This is a genomic window from Psychromonas sp. MB-3u-54, assembly GCF_002836415.1.
Classification (GTDB): Bacteria; Pseudomonadota; Gammaproteobacteria; order Enterobacterales; family Psychromonadaceae; genus Psychromonas.
Genome location: NZ_PJBP01000128.1, coordinates 24155 through 41815, shown reverse-complemented (window position 1 = coordinate 41815; position 17661 = coordinate 24155). Strand labels below are relative to the sequence as shown.

General features: G+C 43.3%; 18 protein-coding genes and 1 pseudogene. 1 reads left to right on the top strand and 18 read right to left on the bottom strand.

What is annotated here, in order from left to right; translation table 11 throughout:
- A partial coding sequence (locus CXF72_RS09660; protein WP_101038761.1) for a 2TM domain-containing protein occupies positions 1 to 254 on the bottom strand: 254 nt, incomplete at its 3' end.
- A gap of 482 nt (positions 255 to 736) precedes the next feature.
- On the opposite strand from CXF72_RS09660, the gene CXF72_RS09655 reads away from it, so the two are divergent.
- Positions 737 to 2017 carry a cation:proton antiporter gene (locus CXF72_RS09655; protein WP_101038760.1) on the top strand — a complete coding sequence of 427 codons (1281 nt, stop codon included), beginning with the start codon at positions 737 to 739 and terminating at the stop codon, positions 2015 to 2017.
- Positions 2018 to 2189: 172 nt separating this feature from the next.
- On the opposite strand, the gene rhlP is transcribed toward CXF72_RS09655, so the two are convergent.
- From rhlP to pgl, 17 genes and pseudogenes are all read right to left on the bottom strand, one after another.
- On the bottom strand, positions 2190 to 3059 hold the full coding sequence (rhlP, locus tag CXF72_RS09650) for a rhombotarget lipoprotein (protein WP_101038759.1): 870 nt from the start codon (positions 3057 to 3059) through the stop codon (positions 2190 to 2192).
- A 124-nt stretch (positions 3060 to 3183) separates the two neighbouring features.
- Positions 3184 to 4062, bottom strand: a complete 879-nt coding sequence (locus tag CXF72_RS09645) for an NAD(P)-dependent oxidoreductase (RefSeq protein ID WP_101038758.1) — start codon at positions 4060 to 4062, stop codon at positions 3184 to 3186.
- 241 nt (positions 4063 to 4303) lie between these two features.
- Positions 4304 to 4471, bottom strand: coding sequence for a succinylglutamate desuccinylase/aspartoacylase domain-containing protein (locus tag CXF72_RS20240; RefSeq protein WP_442966036.1), 168 nt, complete (start codon positions 4469 to 4471; stop codon positions 4304 to 4306).
- Positions 4472 to 4792, bottom strand: coding sequence for a succinylglutamate desuccinylase/aspartoacylase domain-containing protein (locus tag CXF72_RS09640; protein WP_101038757.1), 321 nt, complete (start codon positions 4790 to 4792; stop codon positions 4472 to 4474).
- Between the two features lie 110 nt (positions 4793 to 4902).
- Positions 4903 to 5500: pseudogene (locus CXF72_RS09635) on the bottom strand (N-succinylarginine dihydrolase).
- Positions 5501 to 5698: 198 nt separating this feature from the next.
- Entirely contained in the window at positions 5699 to 6733 is a 1035-nt protein-coding gene (gene astA, locus CXF72_RS09630; protein ID WP_101038756.1) for an arginine N-succinyltransferase, read from the bottom strand.
- Between the two features lie 49 nt (positions 6734 to 6782).
- Positions 6783 to 7796: an arginine N-succinyltransferase gene (locus CXF72_RS09625; protein ID WP_101038755.1), complete on the bottom strand. Its 1014-nt coding sequence runs from the start codon at positions 7794 to 7796 to the stop codon at positions 6783 to 6785.
- Between the two features lie 6 nt (positions 7797 to 7802).
- Positions 7803 to 9017 (bottom strand): bifunctional succinylornithine transaminase/acetylornithine transaminase, encoded by a 1215-nt coding sequence (locus CXF72_RS09620; RefSeq protein ID WP_101038754.1) that lies wholly within the window; start codon positions 9015 to 9017, stop codon positions 7803 to 7805.
- A gap of 93 nt (positions 9018 to 9110) precedes the next feature.
- A complete protein-coding gene (locus tag CXF72_RS09615; protein ID WP_101038753.1) occupies positions 9111 to 10082 on the bottom strand; it encodes a GlxA family transcriptional regulator in 972 nt (323 codons plus the stop codon).
- A 4-nt stretch (positions 10083 to 10086) separates the two neighbouring features.
- Entirely contained in the window at positions 10087 to 10869 is a 783-nt protein-coding gene (gene hisP / locus CXF72_RS09610) for a histidine ABC transporter ATP-binding protein HisP (protein WP_101038752.1), read from the bottom strand.
- A 28-nt stretch (positions 10870 to 10897) separates the two neighbouring features.
- Positions 10898 to 11596, bottom strand: coding sequence for an ABC transporter permease (locus CXF72_RS09605; protein ID WP_101038751.1), 699 nt, complete (start codon positions 11594 to 11596; stop codon positions 10898 to 10900).
- Entirely contained in the window at positions 11593 to 12279 is a 687-nt protein-coding gene (locus CXF72_RS09600) for an ABC transporter permease (protein ID WP_101038750.1), read from the bottom strand. The genes CXF72_RS09605 and CXF72_RS09600 overlap by 4 nt, the downstream gene beginning before the upstream one ends.
- Before the next feature lie 399 nt (positions 12280 to 12678).
- A complete protein-coding gene (locus tag CXF72_RS09595) occupies positions 12679 to 13452 on the bottom strand; it encodes an ABC transporter substrate-binding protein (RefSeq protein WP_101038749.1) in 774 nt (257 codons plus the stop codon).
- 847 nt (positions 13453 to 14299) lie between these two features.
- Positions 14300 to 14554, bottom strand: a complete 255-nt coding sequence (locus CXF72_RS09590) for a transporter substrate-binding domain-containing protein (protein ID WP_101038748.1) — start codon at positions 14552 to 14554, stop codon at positions 14300 to 14302.
- Positions 14506 to 14694, bottom strand: a complete 189-nt coding sequence (locus CXF72_RS19320; RefSeq protein WP_157823227.1) for a hypothetical protein — start codon at positions 14692 to 14694, stop codon at positions 14506 to 14508. The genes CXF72_RS09590 and CXF72_RS19320 overlap by 49 nt, the downstream gene beginning before the upstream one ends.
- 793 nt (positions 14695 to 15487) lie before the next feature.
- Positions 15488 to 16936: a decarboxylating NADP(+)-dependent phosphogluconate dehydrogenase gene (gene gnd / locus CXF72_RS09585; RefSeq protein ID WP_101038747.1), complete on the bottom strand. Its 1449-nt coding sequence runs from the start codon at positions 16934 to 16936 to the stop codon at positions 15488 to 15490.
- On the bottom strand, positions 16926 to 17660 hold the full coding sequence (gene pgl / locus CXF72_RS09580) for a 6-phosphogluconolactonase (RefSeq protein ID WP_101038746.1): 735 nt from the start codon (positions 17658 to 17660) through the stop codon (positions 16926 to 16928). Before pgl ends, gnd begins: the two co-directional genes overlap by 11 nt.
- Position 17661 lies beyond the last annotated feature (1 nt).

Here is a 17661-nt window from a genome sequence, read left to right as displayed (position 1 = left end):
ATCTCTTTTATCTTTTTTTCCTCCCACTCTTTGCCCAGAAATTTACCTTTGATAATAAAAACATTTGACCCATGAAGAGCGATACCAATCCCCCAGAAAATAGTTACCCAATAAAACCATAAGCTGTCGGAATTTGTGACTAAATTGATAACCATAAGAACTATATTAACAGCAATGTACGTGAGAAAGTTTTGATAGAAGCCTTTTAATTCTTTCACACGTTTTTTAGCCTCTTCGTACTTTTCGTCATTCATAAACTCCCCTTTTCGGGCGGTATTTATATTAGCCGTATTTACTCAATTTATTTAGTTATAAACCATAGAAAGCTTGTATTGATATTGAATGGTTAGCTCTCTTTGTTGCATCAATTCTTATCACTTTTAGTTTAGTTCACTCTTAGTAAAATTAATTTATATCTGATGGATGATAGAAAGCCGAATAGTTATACATTGAATGCATAATGACTGTTATTATTTTTGAAAAAAAAAGCTAAAACACTTAACATAGCGCTTCATTATTTACAGCTTTACAGCTTTACAGCCTAGCCTTATAGCCTTACAGCTTACAGCCTTACAGCCTTACAGCTTACAGCCTTACAGCCTTACAGCCTTATAGCCTTATAGCCTTACAGCCTTACAGCCTTACAGCCTTACAGCCTTATAGCTGACAGCCTTATAGCCGACAGCCTATATATTCCTTTAAACTAAAATTATTTACTAATATATGAGAATTCTAAATGACGGTCTACGCAACTCTCTGTTTTCTAGCCGCAGCAGCGATGCTAATTACATTTTTAAACAGTAAGATAGGTAAGATGCAAAATACGATTGCAATTACTGCAGGCTCCTTAGTCTTATCTTTACTAATAGTTATTGCGGGTAAAAATGGCTTTTATCCCTTACAAGAGATTGCCTCGGAGCAGCTTGCTAAAATTGATTTTCACAGTTTTCTGCTAAATGGTATTTTGGGTTTTTTATTATTTGCAGGTGGTTTAGGTATTAAGCTCGGTAATATCAAAGATCAAAAATGGGAAATCGCGGTACTCGCATTAGGGGCGACTTTATTTTCGACCTTTTTTATCGGTTATGTGCTGTTTTATCTCTGTCAATTTTTAGACTTCCAGTTCGACCTTATCTACTGTCTGTTATTTGGCGCACTTATATCCCCTACCGACCCTATTGCAGTACTTGCGATTGTTAAAAAGCTTAATGCACCAAAACGTATATCGACACAAATTGAAGGCGAGTCATTATTCAATGATGGGTTCGGGCTGGTTATTTTTGTGACGTTATACAGCATCGCATTTTCAGATACCCAACCGACCGCTTTAAGTATTACTGAGTTATTTTTGCATGAAGCCATAGGCGGGATTATATACGGACTTGTATTAGGTTTCTTGTTCCATTATTTAATCAGTGCCACCAATGATCACTCGATGGAATTGTTGCTGACGATTGGTATCCCCAGCGCAGGTTATGTTTTTGCTGCTATTATCGGTGTTTCCGGCCCGCTTGCGATGGTTATCTCAGGTATTATGATTGGCAACTGGACGCGTATTAATGGTTTTTCCAAAGAAAGTATCAAACTGCTCGATCATTTTTGGGAGCTGATTGATGAATTTTTAAACGGCATTCTTTTTCTACTGATTGGTTTAAGCATGTTGGAATACAGCTTCCATCAGGAAGATTGGATTTTAATGGTGATTGCAGTTCCATTAACCTTAACAGCACGTTACCTCAGCATTAAATTATCTTATGTGGCTTTCAAACGATTCCGTGAATATAACCCTTACTCTGTATCGGTATTAACCTGGGGAGGCTTGCGGGGTGGATTGGCGTTAGCGATGGCGATGGCTATCCCTGCAGGAGTTATGATAATTCCAAGCAAACAAATAGATGTGCGCGAAATCATCCTGGTGATGACCTACTCAGCGGTGTTCTTTTCAATTTTAGTACAAGATTCCACCATCACTCCACTGATTAATAAAGCCAAAGCATGGCAGGAAAAACAAAAATAGTTTTCAGTAAGTAGCCGGGTCTTTAATTTATTGATGGCCGGCGAATGGAATTTGAAAATTATTCCGGTCACTATTCCACTCATTAAAGGGCAAGTATCCTGGCCAACGCTATGAAACTCAATATCGTTATGCCAGCGCTTTGAGAAAAGACCTTGAAGTGAGGTCCACCACTTTAGCGATTAGGTTTCATTCTACGAACAGGATATAAAACGGCAGCAAGAAGCATCATTATCACCGTTTCAAAGGGCCCCATAGCACCACCACCGGTATAACCTTCCCGGTGTACAACCTTAACCTTTTCAGGGTGTTGTTTGATTTTATCTTTGAAATTTTCCAGCTGTACAGTGAGATTTCCAACCATATTGGTGGTCGCATCTTCAAAGCTCTTAATACTATCCCGTCGTAATTCTTCGCTAAGGTTTATTGGCGTTGATCGGCCCTTTACATTACTGGTTCCGGGCGCTCTGAAGAGCATACTCCTGCTCTGAATGTCATATACCGCGGTATCTAACAGGGTACTAGTATCATTTTTCTCACCTGACACTATATATGCCCCCACTAGCGTCCAGTAGGTTAATGACAATAAATCTTGATCGGTAAATTGAACCTGATCATATGAAACCAGGGCAATCACATCAATTCCGTATAGGGTTTTTATTTGTTCCAGATTTGTAAAACCACCACCAGCCGTTAGGTATGACGACGGAATAACTTCTATTCCACTGACAAAATCATGCTTAAAAAAGTTATCTGCAACTTTTTTAAGCAGATTGGTTTTATTGTCTTCAGTCAGCGCACTCCCCCCAACAACGCCTGACCACATATTAATGCCTCTGGACCGGGACGGCTGCTCAGGTACGAAGGCTATTCCTACTTTTAGAGGAACATTCAGCATGGGGATTGAGGGCTGTACAAGGGTTGTCGACTCCGTCGGATAAAGATAATCGACAACGCTACTTTTTGCTCTGGTTTGTTGACCGGCGCATCCTGTTATCAAAACCGTTATCAGAATGCAGATCGACGCTCTATAATTTATGTTCATATGAATACCTTTCAGCTACTCTATCTCGCCGCCATAAATTATAAAGCTAGGTTAACCGCCTTATACGCCGGTGTTTATCAACTTAGCATCAATTTATGCCCATTCTTTTAACCGTTCAGCATGATTATTTATCGGTAAACTTTTCTAACCGGGCATGTAAGCTTGCGGTGTCCCAACGACTCCCCCCCATGCCCTGCACTTCACCGTAAAACTGATCAACCACTGCTGTCACTGGTAAGTTTGCCTTATTGTGACGCGCTTCATTAAGCGTAATAGCTAAATCCTTACGCATCCAGTCAACCGCAAAACCAAATTCATAACTATTGTCGATCATTGCCTGGTGACGATTCTCCATTTGCCATGACTGCGCCGCACCTTTCGAGATAACATCAATGACTTTATTGACATCAAGATCGGCACATTTAGCAAAATGAATCCCCTCAGCCAGGCCCTGCACCGCGCCGGCAATACAGATTTGGTTAACCATTTTAGCCAGCTGACCGCTGCCCACATCACCAATCAATTCTGCGCAGCGGGCATAGGCATCAATCACCGGCCGCACTTTCTCAAACACCGCGCTGTCACCACCAATCATAATGGTTAAAACACCCTTTTCGGCACCCGCCTGACCACCGGATACCGGTGCGTCGAGAAATCCTTTGCTCTGCTCAGCACAGGTAGCCGCTAACTCGCGAGCAATATCCGCAGATGCAGTAGTATGATCGACTAATATAGCGCCGCTCTTCATTCCTGCCAGCACGCCGTCTTCACCTAAAACAACAGCGCGTAAGTCATTGTCGTTACCAACACAGCTAAATACAATTTCAGCGTCTTGAGCGGCTTCACGCGGCGTCAGGGCTATTCTCCCCTGATATTGTTGCTGCCATTTCTCTGCCTTAGCGAGTGTCCGGTTATAGACACACACATCATGACCCGCTTGTTTTAAGAATCCTGCCATCGGGTAACCCATAACGCCTAAGCCAATAAATGCAACCTTCATGATAATGCCCCTTTCTGGAATAAATTATTGATTAAAAATGATAAAAGACCATGAAATTCATGGAAATATAAAAGACTAAAAATGCACAATATCCAACATTTTTATTTATAAAATTAATATTATGCCGATTAAAATCAGAATGTTATTTTTTAAACTAAAAATGAGATAACAAAGGAAATTGATTAATCTAAAGCATATTGAATTTTAAGAAATAAGATAAAATCTAGTGTTTCAATAAAGACGGCTACGACGAACTATCAAGCATAATATCAGACAAGTTACCTTTTACTAACAGTAACCCAGCTCGAAAACTGATTTTAACCTTAGGGCTTGGAAAGAGAAGAGAACCACTCTCTTGCTGTACTCGGTATGTCACATCCCTATCCGATGCTAACATAAAACCTTTTGGCAATTAGGTGAAATTTTCCACATTATCGGACAAATTAAGCTTAAATTTTTCGCTCCATTTTGTAATGACTCCTGCTACCTTATAAACCGGCAGCTCAGAGTGTATTTCACTCTCAATAACTTGATTGAAGATTAAGTTAACTAGCCCCTGCTGGATACCTGTAAATTGTTGCAAATCATGGTGACCAAAAAGTCTGGTTTTACCAAGCTCAAGCGTGCAACTGCTTGCGCCAAATTCATTGCTGCTGAAATAACTGAAGGTGGCTACCGACGCATGATTAACCACCAAAGCTTCAAGTCCAACACTCTGTAACCAAACAATCATACTTTGATTATAGCGCGGGGCGCGTCCAAGAAAGCCTTAAGCTGCCCCTTGACTCTGCTGTTACCTTATACCCTGCGATAGTTTCGGCTAGAAAATCGAACATATTGGCATTAGCCTTGTTGAAATGAATAAATTGAGCCTAAGTTCATAATCTGGGTTAACTCATCGAGGGTGCGGTGATTTTCCAGCAATAGCTGCGGATCAGCCAGCTGCGCAGTGAATCATATAAAGCATCATTAAGCAGCGTCTGCTGGTTACATATCGTTAAGCACAACCAGCAAGCACGCTGGCTCTCCCCCGTTACACATGATCTCACGCAAGTCAAAAACACGCAGTTCCTCGATAGGATTATCACCTTGGATAAGTTCATTGAGATAAGCCCAAACCCGCGCATGACGGCGCGACTCTTCCGGCATCACCATCAGCATTTTGCCATCCGCTTTAGTGAGTAGCTGGCTATTAAACAGATAGGTGGGCACCGCATCACTGGCACTGACCTTTGCGGCAGGCACTTCAAGGGGCATAAAATAGACGCCAAGCTGCTGCAGTTTTCGAGCGATTTCAGTAAAGGCAACGCTTTGATTTATAGATGCTTTCTGATGATGAAGTAACAGATTACCGTTACTCACCGAGATCACATCGTTATGAAATACCCGGCTCAATCACTTTGGGATTTTGCTGCACAAAAACGGGTTTTTCCTGATCCAGTCTGGCAACCGCTTCGCTTGCTTCTCGCGTTTGTCGTGCCTGCCACGCTTCGCGCCGCGCTAACAGCCAGTGAAACGTCCTGCTCGGAACTGGAATGATGACCTTCTCAAATCAGGGCGTTATCACCCGGATTGTGCTTTTCAAAACCTTCGCCGCTACCAACTTGCCAGCAACCATTAATAAAATGTGAAGCCTGATTCATAAATTGTTCTCCTTTTCAAATAAAGGAACAATACGTAATTTTTCCCCGTCAAGCACAGATAATACCTGTGCTTGCTCTTGGGTTAGATAAATATTGCTACGATCAATCAGTGGGCTGCCAAGAATTGCGCGAAAGTCCTGATACTGATCATTACTTATCAGCAGGGCTTGCTCGCCAAGTAACTCCGTAGCGCCTACCTTGACTTGCCGCAGCCGACTCTTTTTGACTATGCGCAGATCCTTGGTATAGGCTTCGAGCATCGGGCCTGCATCAAAAATATCAACATACCCCTCATAGCGCATCCCTTCACTTTCTAAAATTTCACGCGCCGGCAGCGTGCTCGGAAGCACCTCTGCGATGACGTTCTGTGCAGCTTCAGTTAAAAAATCAACATAAAAAGCATGCTTGGGCATAAGCTCCGCAATAAAGGATTTTTTCCCTATGCCCGTGAGATAATCGGCTTCTGTAAAATCGATGGCGAAGAAATGCCGGCCTAAACTTTCCCAAAAAGGAGACTCTCCCTGCTGGTCGTGTACACCACGTAATTCTGAGATAATCCTGTCGGAAAATTTATCTTTAAACCCGGCAATAAAGAGTAAGCGGCTTTTAGATAAAAGCTGACCGTTTTTGTTTTTTCGATATTCAGGATCCAAAAATAGCGTACACAATTCACTATGACCGGTATGATCATTACTCAAACTTAATTTTTTCATCTGCCGATAGATACCAAGCTCTTTGGAGGCATGTACCTGTGTGCCGACGTGAAAATCATAGCAAGGATCGTTGAGGCCAATGGAGACCTCTATCGCGCTGATCCCAACCACTTTTTGTGTCGCGCTATCTTCCAATACAAACAGATAACCTTGATCAGAAAGTGCCGCCTCTCCTTCCCATGTCGCGAGTATCCTTTCAATACGCGCGGTCAGATGACGCTCATTTTGAGGAAGCGAGGTAAAACCCGTACCGGTTTTTGCGGCCAGTTGTAAAAGTGCCTGTTTGTCCTGCCTTTTTATCGGGCGAATAAGCATCATAGTTATATTCCTTAACTCTATTTTGGTACAGCGGTTTACAGGCAACCTTTTACAGAGCAACACAGAAAAGACGCGGCTTCTGGCATAAATTAAGCTGCTCTATATTTTCCTGTGACAGCATAAGCCGTTCACCCTGTAACACGCCTTGCACTATGCAGGCTTTAAAATCGTTGTTATCTGCCATGCCAAGCAGATAAGTTTGTGTGGCTGCATCCGTTGTATTGATAGTAAGGGTGACAGATTTGATCTGCTGGCAAAGAGATATCGCATTACGCGGTGCGCTAAGAATAGGGCCGGCGTCAAAGATTTCGACATATTTATCCGGCTCAAATCCCTGCTCACTGAGCAGATCGCACTGCAATTGTGCCTCGTTGTGTACCAGCCCCATTACCGCTTGTGCCTCTTCGTTAATTAAGGTCACGTAAAGTGGGTGATAGGGCATCATTTCAGCAACAAAGGTTTTATCACGTGTGGTGTTGTAATACTCCACCTGGTTATAATCTATGCCGAAAAATTTACGTCCCACATGTTCCCAAAAGGGAGCCCGTCCATCTTTATCTGAGATGCCCGGCAATACCGCCATCCACTCATTAGCAAAGCGCATCGGAAAAACGCTCATAAAGAGTAAACGGCCAAGCGTTACCAGTGACGGGTAGCGCGTATCGGCAAGGGCCGGCGAAATATAAAAAGAGCAAAGCTGCGAATGGTCACTGAGATCATGATTGAGGGTCAGCGCATGAATACGGCTATGGATCTTGAGTTCGCGTGACGAATGGATCTTGATATCGTTTCGAAAAGAATAAAAAGGCTCTCTGTTTCCCGCTAATGCATTGACAACCCCCGTTCCCACTAATTGCCCGGTTAGCATCTCTTCTAATACGAACAGATAGGACTCTTCTCCGGGCGTCAACACTTCCTGCTCAAAGGAATGTATTGAACGCTCGACTTTAGCCAGTAAATGCGATCGTTTTGCAGGAAGCGTAGAAACCATCGGGCCGCTTGCATAAGCTAAACGTTCGAGCTTACTGATATCACTCAATTGTGCTGGACGCAATACAATCATTATTAATTACTCTTTATTCAAATAGAGATCGAGGGCCGCGGCGAAACGCGATAATCCAGTATCAATATCCTGCTCGGGAATATTTAACGCGGGCGCAAAGCGAATAACATCCGGACCGGCAATAAGCATGAGCACTCCCTGCTCTGCGGCCAACGTGCTGATTAATTTTGCCTGTCCACGGTGGGCATCATTTAACTCGCAGCCAATCAGTAATCCCAACCCGCGGATCTCTTTAAATACCTGGCGTTTTTTATTTATCTCATTAAGTTGTGATAAATACTGTTGCCGACGGTCTTTAACTCCCTGTAAAAAATCCGGCTGATTAATCTCCTGTAAAACTGCGCTAGCCACGGCCGCAGCGAGTGGATTTCCCCCGTAAGTAGTGCCGTGTGACCCGACCGATAATGCGCCGGCAAACTTGTCCGTTGTTAACATCGCAGCAATAGGGAAACCGCCGCCCAGCGCTTTTGCCGTAGAAAGCAGATCCGGCTGTACGCCATAGTCCATATAAGCATAAAGATGACCGGTACGCCCTACTCCAGTCTGCACTTCATCAAAAATCAGCAGCGCATCATGTTCGTCACAGAGTGCGCGCAAGCCCTGTAAAAAGTTAGGATCTGCCGGGATAACACCTCCTTCACCTTGGATAGGCTCAACGATCACCGCGCAAGTATTGGCTCCGATAGTCGCTTTAGCCGTCTCAAGATCGTTAAAAGCAACATGGTGAATTCCCGCTGGTAAAGGGGCAAAGTCCTGCGAATATTTAGGCTGTCCACCTGCGCTTACGGTAAACAGGGTGCGGCCATGAAAGCCATTATTAAATGCGACGATTTCATTTTTAGCCGCGCCGTGATGATCATTTCCATATTTTCTGGCGAGTTTCAGCGCTGCCTCATTGGCTTCTGCGCCTGAGTTACAAAAAAATACTTTATCGGCAAAGGTGCTTTCAACTAATTGTTTAGCCAAGTTCAATACCGGTTCATTGCTGTAACCATTGCCTATGTGCCAAAGCGATTCGGCCTGCTGGTTAAGTGCCTGTTTGAGTTTGGCATTGGCATGGCCAAGCGCATTCACCGCAATGCCACCAGCAAAATCTATATATTCCTTGCCTTGCTGATCCACAACCCGCGAGCCGATCCCCTTTACCGGAATAAATGACGCGGGAGAATAGGTGGGGATCATATATTGATCAAAATCTTTTCGAGTTGCTAGTTGAGTCATTATGCTGCCTCTTGGGTTAGATCATTAATTAATAGAATAGTAGACTTGGGTTTTTCAGGCTTTCAAAAATGCGACCAAAACGTATAGATTTTTTCATTTGACACCGAGGTATTTGGCACGTTCCTGCCTTGGTGTGGTTTGATAAAATGACTTGTAAGTTGAAGAAAAATGCGGGCCGCTTGAGAAACCGCAAATCAAGCCTATCTGCACAATCGATTTATTGCTTGTCTGCAATAAATGGTGCGCGCGTTTAAGGCGCATTTGCAGGTAATGGCGGGCAGGCATAGTATTAAGATAACGCCTAAACAATCGTTCAAGATGACGCCGGGAAATAAACACAAGCTCCGCTATTTGCTCAGTAGTGAGCGGCTCTTCAATATTATTTTCCATTAAGTCAATCGCCATTGTCAGCCTCGGCTGCAGATCTCCCAGAGACTGGCTTGGCAGACGTTGCCGTTCACTGCCGCCGCGCACACGATCCATACACAGATGATCGCTGATTTGATTGGCCAAGCCAGCGCCTTCTTGCCTGTCTAAGTAGCCGAGGAGATAATCTACAATAGCTAACTGCCCGGCACAACTGCTTAGACGCAGGTCAGTTTGGTAGAGATCATGACTAAGCATAACATCAGGATAACAGTCTTTAAAATCATCCATTAATGACCAATGTACGACTATTTTCTGGTGTAGCCCAATGCCACTTTCGAGCAGCCACCATACCCCCGCTTTTACCGCCAGCAGTTGCCCTGCTTGTTGCTGATAATAGCGCTGTAGCGCTTTTTTTATTGCAGTTGAAAGCGGCTGCAAAGGGGGCTTTTCCGCAATAACAATCAGTAAATCATAATCTTGTAGATTAGCGAGTTGCGCTTCATCAAGCAGAACTACCCCAGCAGGCGGCGCAACGCAGGGCTCCGCGCAGGCAATCAAGGTTAAATGATACTTGTGCTGCTCTAATAATTGGTTGGCCAGCAAAAACGGCTCGGCGATTGCGCCATAACTGAGCAGCGAACACCCCTGCGGCGCTAACACGGCAATACGGATAATAGGGAGAGGGAAATTAGTCATTATTTCACGCTAAACTACTCAATGAAGCAGATAAAAACTGTTGTAGGCGTTCACTTTTTGGGTGATTAAACACTTCTTCAGGATCCCCCTGTTCCTCTATTTTCCCCTGATGCAAAAATACCACATGGTTGGAGACATTTCGCGCAAAGTCCATCTCATGCGTCACTACTATCATGGTTTTACCCTCTTCAGCGAGCTGCTGCATGATCTTCAGTACTTCGCCGACCAATTCCGGATCCAGTGCGGAAGTAGGTTCATCGAACAGCAGTACTTCGGGCTCCATTGCAAGTGCACGGGCTATCGATACGCGCTGCTGTTGTCCGCCAGAAAGCTGTGACGGGTAACGTTGCTGCGCTTTTTCATCAATACCCACTTTGCTCAGATAATCCATCGCTTGCTGTTTTGCCTGTTGCTTATCCAAGCCCAATACTTCAATCGGGGCGATCATCACGTTCTCCAGCACCGTCATGTGGCTCCAGAGATTGAAATGCTGAAACACCATGGTCAGTTTGGTTCTCATCAACTGGAGCTGTTTAATGTCAAAAACTCTGAGTTGGCCGTCGCCATCACGCACCATTTCGATAGACTTTCCACCGACATAAATATTACCTTCCGACGGTTTTTCAAGAAAATTTAAACAGCGTAAAAAAGTACTTTTACCCGAGCCGGAGGACCCTATAATACTGATAACATCCCCTGCTTTTGCGTTCAAAGAGATGCCTTTGATCACTTCATTATTTCCGTAACGCTTATGCAGTCCGGTAACGGCTAGTTTTGTTTGTTCCATGCACATCTCCTGTTTAACTTGATAAAGGCTATAAATGTTTTAACCATTTTTGCTCGGCGCGCCTGAAAATAGCGACAAGAAAAAATGAGATGATTAAATACAGAATGGCGGCGATGCCAAATGCAAAAAACGATTGATAGGTTGCCGAGTTTACATCTCTGGCTATTTTTAATATATCCGGAACCGTTGCTGTAAAGGCTAATGAGGTTGCATGCAGCACCAGGATCACTTCGTTGCTATAAGAAGGTATCGCCCGTCGCAGTGCGGAGGGAAGAATGACCTTGCTGTAAAGTTTCCAATTAGAAAAACCGTAAGCCCTGGCCGCTTCAATCTCGCCCTTATCTGTTTCGCGTATCGCCCCGGCAAATATCTCAGTGGTATAAGCGCAGGTATTGAGCACTAAAGCCAGTAACATACAGTAATAACCGCTGCGGAAAAACCAGTTAAGAAAATCAGAAGAGTGCACAAATTCCAAGGTGTAAACGCCGGAGTAAAACACCAGTAGTTGTACATACAAAGGGGTGCCGCGAAACAGGAAGGAGAATACCCATACAGGGTAAACATAGCTCCTACGCCCGGATGTACGCGCAATCGCGAGTGGAATTGAGAGCACAAAACCGATAACTACAGAGGTGACGAGCAGCATTAAAGTGACTGAAACGCCGGTATAATGAAAACCATCCGTCCATAAATATGCTTCACCATATTGTTGCATAATATCAATCATACACGAGTATCCTTACGGTCAGACTGAAACTGCTTGTCCAGCCAATAAAATACGACATTGGAAAAGGTTGTAAAAAGCAGATAAATCAGCGCCGCAATAATAGTGAAAAAGAAAAACTCGTAAGTGCCTTTACCCGCCATCTGGGTCGCTTTGACCACATCGGCTAACCCGATAATTGACACAAGCGCCGTGGATTTAAGGATCACCAGCCAGTTATTTTCCAGACCAGGTAAGGCGTGGCGCATCATCTGCGGGAAGAGCACAAAACGAAACACTTTCCATGGTGTAAAGCCATATGCGGTAGCCGCTTCAATTTGTCCTTTAAGAACGGCCAGAAATGCACCGCGGAAAGTTTCAGTCAGGTAAGCACCGTAAATAAAACCGATGGTTAATACACCAGTGACAAATGGATTAATATTTATCTGCTGCCAAGAAAAGAACTCGGTTAACTGATTTAAGGCTATTTGCAATCCGTAGAAAATTAATAACATCAGCACTAAATCGGGAATGCCACGAATAATAGTTGAGTACAGCGAAGCCACTGTTGATGAAAGTTTCGAGCCAAAAATTTTTGCGCAAGCCCCAAGCAGCCCAAGTATCATTGATAACAAGGCAGACATCACCGCCAGACTCATGGTCATCAAGGCACCATCAATGATTAAGTTTGTGTAGCCATAAAGCATAACAATTTCCTTATCTTGCAAATCGCGACTTAGCAGAAGCAGTGACGGATTAACATGAATTACTTTCAGTAAATAGCAACGCTAAATTATTCTTCAGCGATCGCATAGTAAGTCCCAGCAGCAAAAGAGAGTTCATTATTGACGGCAGGACAGCTAAACTAGACATTGACCGAAATAAATGACGAGGGTGAAAATAGGGAGAGCAGAGATTGTTCAAAATCTTTTATCTGTGTTTTTTTAATCATTACTTTTACCTCGTTAGTTAATCCATTAAGTTATAGATTAATAGAGTTGCATTGCTCATGCTTTCAAAAATGCGACCAAAACGTATAGATTTAGCCACTCTTTATTTATCCTGCGATCGCTGCTTAGCATTAAGCAACGATCGGTTAATGCGAGTTATTTACCGTAAATATCAAAATTGAAGTACTTGCTGGCTATCTCAGAGTAAGTGCCATCAGCAAGCATTGAATCGATTGCCTGATTGATTTTTGCTTTCAATTCGCTATCTTCTTGACGCAGGCCGATTCCAGCCCCGACACCAAAATAGGTTTTATTATTGACTTCTGGACCGCTAAATTGAAAGTGTTTACCAATAGAGCGCTTTAAGAAACCGTCATCGGCAGCCACGGCATCTTGAAATGCACCATCCAAACGGCCATTGATCAAATCCGCATAAACGAGGTCTTGACTTTGATAGGTCACCACATCAACCCCTTTTACCGCCCATTGCTCTTTCGCGTAAGTTTCAGCCGTTGTGCCTTGGAAAACCCCAATACGTTTTCCCCCCAGTGCAGCGGCAGTAGGCTGTAAATCAAGACCTTTTGCGGTCACTAGGCGCGCCGGCGTACCGTAAAGTTTGTGTGAGAAGGCAATCTCTTCTAGCCGGGCGTCCGTTATCGACATGGCAGATAAAATAGCATCGATTTTTTTCGCTTTAAGCGAAGGAATCAGTCCATCAAAGTCACTTTCAATCCAACGGCACTGTGCTTCGATGCGTTTACAAATTTCATTGCCCAAATCGATATCAAAGCCTGCCAGTGAACCATCTGGTTTTTTGATTTCAAATGGCGCATAACCCGGCTCTACACCCAGTCGAACAATTTCAGTGGCAAAACTCATGGATGATGCTGTTACAGCAGCAATGATTAGCGGAAGTAGTTTTTTTTTCATTTATTAACCCCTTGATAATTAAAAATGGTGAACAGCTAGATCACATAATGCCAAATAAATAAACGCATTTATCCATCACATAAAACGCTGCCGTAAGTATTTTTTTTTATTGTTTAGATTCAAATAATAAGTGCATAACTTGAATAGGTAGAAAAAACGCTCAGCTGAATATCGGCTAATCGTTTTTTAGCCGGCAAGAGATGCAGCAATGAAAACATTAAACAACTGACCTATTTTCCGGTGCAGTCCAATGCCACTATCAAACAGCTGAACGTTTCGATCCGACAATTTCAGCACAAGCCAAGTATCATTAATAATAAGGCGGACATCACCGCCAGGTTCATGGCCATCAATGCACCGTCAATGATTAAGTTTGTGTCGCCATAAAGCATAACAATTTCCTTATCTTGCAAATCGCGACTTAGCAGAAGCAGTGACCGATTAACGCGAATTACTTTCAGTAAATATCAACGCTAAATTATTCTTCAGCGAGGGCATATTAAGTTCCATCGGCAAGCATTGAATCAATAACCCGCTCGATTTTATCTTTCAATGCACCCTTATTTTTACACCGGCCGATTCCCAAGCCAGCAGCAACAGAGATCTTATTATTGACGTCAGGACAGCTAAACTGGACATTGACCGAAATAAATGGCGCGGGTAAAACGAGGGTGAGCAGAGATTGTTCAAAATCTTTTATCGGTGATTTTTATCATTACTCTTACCTCGTTCGCGTATCCATTTAATGATAGATTAATAGACTTGCGTTGCTCAGGCTTTCAAAAATGCGACCAAAACGTATAGATTTAGTCACTCTTTCCTGATCGTCGCGATCGGTTAATGCGAGTTATTTATCGTACATATCAACATTGAAGTACTTGCTGTCTCTCTCAGAGTAAGTGCTATCAGCAAGCATTGAATCAATAGCCCGATTGATTTTACCTTGCAATGCACTATCCTTTTTGCGCATACCGATTCCGGCCCCGACGCCAAAATAGTTTTCATTATTGACTTCTGGACCGCTAAATTGAAAACGTTCACCAACCGCCCGCTTTAAGAAACCATCACCTGCAGCGACTGCATCTTGAAATGCAACATCCAAACGGCCATGGAACCATCTGGTTTTTTGATTTCAAATGGTGCATAACCCGGCTCTACACCAGTCGAATTTTTTCCGTGGCAAAACTCATGAATGATGCCGTCACAGCAGCTATGATCAGAAGAGGTAGTCATTTTTTTCATTTATTAAACCCTTAGTAATTAAACATATTAAACAGCAACATAGACCTAATGCAGATAATATGCCGGATAACTCAATGAATTTATTAGTTACATAAAAACCTATTGGAAGTGATTATTTAAGATAAGGGGGAAGATGAAATAGAATGCGAATAAAGTTTACTACGAATAAAAAAATAAAAATAAAATACCAATAAAACGCACGCTCATAGTGGAAAAAGTACAAATTAAGTCGTCAACGCACTAGCGTGGTGCAAGTGTTCTGCCTTTATAATAAGCTTTTGGCTAACCGTTAGAGATAAATACAAAAAAGATTATAAAGAGCCGGTATTCAAAATTGATGACGTAGCGCTGCTGGTTTAGGACAGTATTGAAAGTGTTTATTAGGAAGGTAGGGGAGATCAGAATCACATTCTTATCATTTATTAAATTAGCTATGTTATAACTAATTTTATACCTCCGCGTAGATTTTAAAATCACATTGAGTCAGGCAGACTGGACAGTAAAATAGAGAATCAGCCAGACGCATTAGTTGAAGTCATAGAAGTTAAAGCCAAGGATGCCGACATTCAGGTAATCCGCGACAATCTGGAGACATTATTCAATCTTGCTAAAGTGGCGCGGTTGAGCAGCTGCCGGCACAAGGTGAAAAGCTCAAAAGCAGTTTTGTGAAGGTTTCTTTGCAGCGCGGCTAAATGGACGTCCTCCAAACACAACGGCTTAAGTATCAACAATAACACCGGGCGAGATGGGTAGGACCCTAAATTTTCCGCTGCTGATAAAACCAACTCAACGGTTAAGCATCATAGGTTGTTGAAGCGGTATTTCCGCCCTGTCCGGTCCAGTTGGTATGGAAAAACTCCCCGGATTTTTTATCTACCCTTTCATAGGTATGCGCTCCAAAATAGTCTCGTTGCGCCTGAATCATATTGGCAGGTGATTTTGCTGTTGTATAACCGTCCAGAAAAGACAAAGCGGAGGTCATGCATGGCATGGGTAACGCAGTCTGAAAAGAGCTGGCGGCAATTTTTCGCCAGGCTGGCATGCAGCGTTCTAAAATATTTTTAAAGTAGGGATCTAAGACCAGAAAATCTAATTCGGGCAGCAAAGCAAAAGCATCACGAATATTGCCTAGAAACGCACTGCGTATAATGCAGCCACCGCGCCACAACAGAGCTACATTACCGTAATTAAGATCCCAATTATTATCTTCCGATGCCTGCTTCATCAGCATAAAACCCTGCGCATAGGAAATTATTTTACTCGCAAGCAATGCATCATGTAATGCCGCTACCCATTGCTGTTTATCATCATGAATTTCGCCAATGGATTTATTAAATAGTTTTTGTGCGACCACGCGCTGCTCTTTCAATGAAGAGAGGCAACGGGCAAACACGGATTCAGTGATTAAGGTTAACGGAATACCGGCGTCTAATGCATTTATTCCCGTCCATTTACCGGTCCCTTTTTGCCCTGCGGTATCCATTATTTTTTCAATAAGGGGATCTCCGTCGGTATCCTTAGAACCTAAAATATCTGCGGTTATTTCAACTAAGTAGCTATTTAACTCTGTTGTGTTCCAATCAATGAAGGTGGCCTGCATCTCTTGATGAGACATCCTCAAAACATCCTTCATAAAATGGTACGCTTCGCTAATTAACTGCATATCACCATATTCTATGCCGTTGTGGATCATCTTCACAAAATGACCCGATCCGCCATGACCGACCCAGTCACAACAAGGCTCCCCCTGATCTGTTTTAGCTGAAATCCCTTGAAAAATAGCTTTAATAGCAGGCCATGCCCGTACATCTCCTCCGGGCATAATTGAGGGCCCATGGCGAGCCCCTTCTTCCCCACCGGAGACACCGGCACCGACATAATGTAAATGCAGTTTGCTTAACTTTTCAACACGGCGGTTGGTATCGGTAAAATTGGAATTGCCGCCATCAATAATAATATCGCCTTTAGCCAATAAAGGGATTAACTTATCAATAAAATCATCGACGACCTCCCCAGCCTTGACCATCAGCATGATTTTACGCGGCAAAGCCAGTAAACTCACCATTTCTTCAAGGGAGTGCGCCGCGATAACATCGGTATCTTTCGCTGCCGCCGCAAGAAATTGATCAACCTTTGAGACAGTGCGGTTAAATGCGACGACCTTAAAACCGTGATCGTTCATATTTAGAATTAAATTCTGTCCCATCACGGCCAGACCTATTACTGCAATATCAGCATTCATCATTGTGTCCCTCTGTTAATAGCTTTGCCGAGCCTGAATCTAAATACCACTCAGTTAGCCCTGCTGTAGCTTTTATTTTGCCCGCCGGATAGCGCTCGCTGCCCGCGGGTTCAATGTTAATTTCATGAATAATATCGGCTTTACCTTCACCGAGTACCAGATAAGTAATACGCTGACTGTTTTCAATTAAGCCGGCTGTTTTAGATACCCGTAATTGCCCGCTTTGCGGCTGTGTTGCCACCAAGGTTAAATGAGGATCCTGATAGTTGGTTTGTCCGGGGAAAAGTGAGGCGGTATGACCGTCACCGCCCACGCCTAAAAGAATCCAGTCAAACTGCGGAATGCCATTAACATTATCAATATGATTTATTATTTCCTGTGCATAGCGAACTGCTTCCTGCTGCGGGGAGTTTTCCCCGCGAATACGGTGAATATTTTCTGCCGGAATAATAATATTATCAAAGAGCAATGGTTTGCACTGCCCAAAATTACTTTCCGGATCACTCGGGGCGACGCAGCGTTCATCTCCCCACCAGAAATGCAATTTCTGCCAGTTGATGCTCTGTGCATAGGGCGACTTGGCTAAATATTTAAACAGAAGAATTGGGGTTGATCCGCCGGATAAAGAGAGATGGCTTACTTTCTCCTGTTGACTTAAAAGCAAAAAATCCTGGGCCAGTTTCTCCAGCAATAATTGGGTTGCAGCAAAAATTTTATAGTTCATT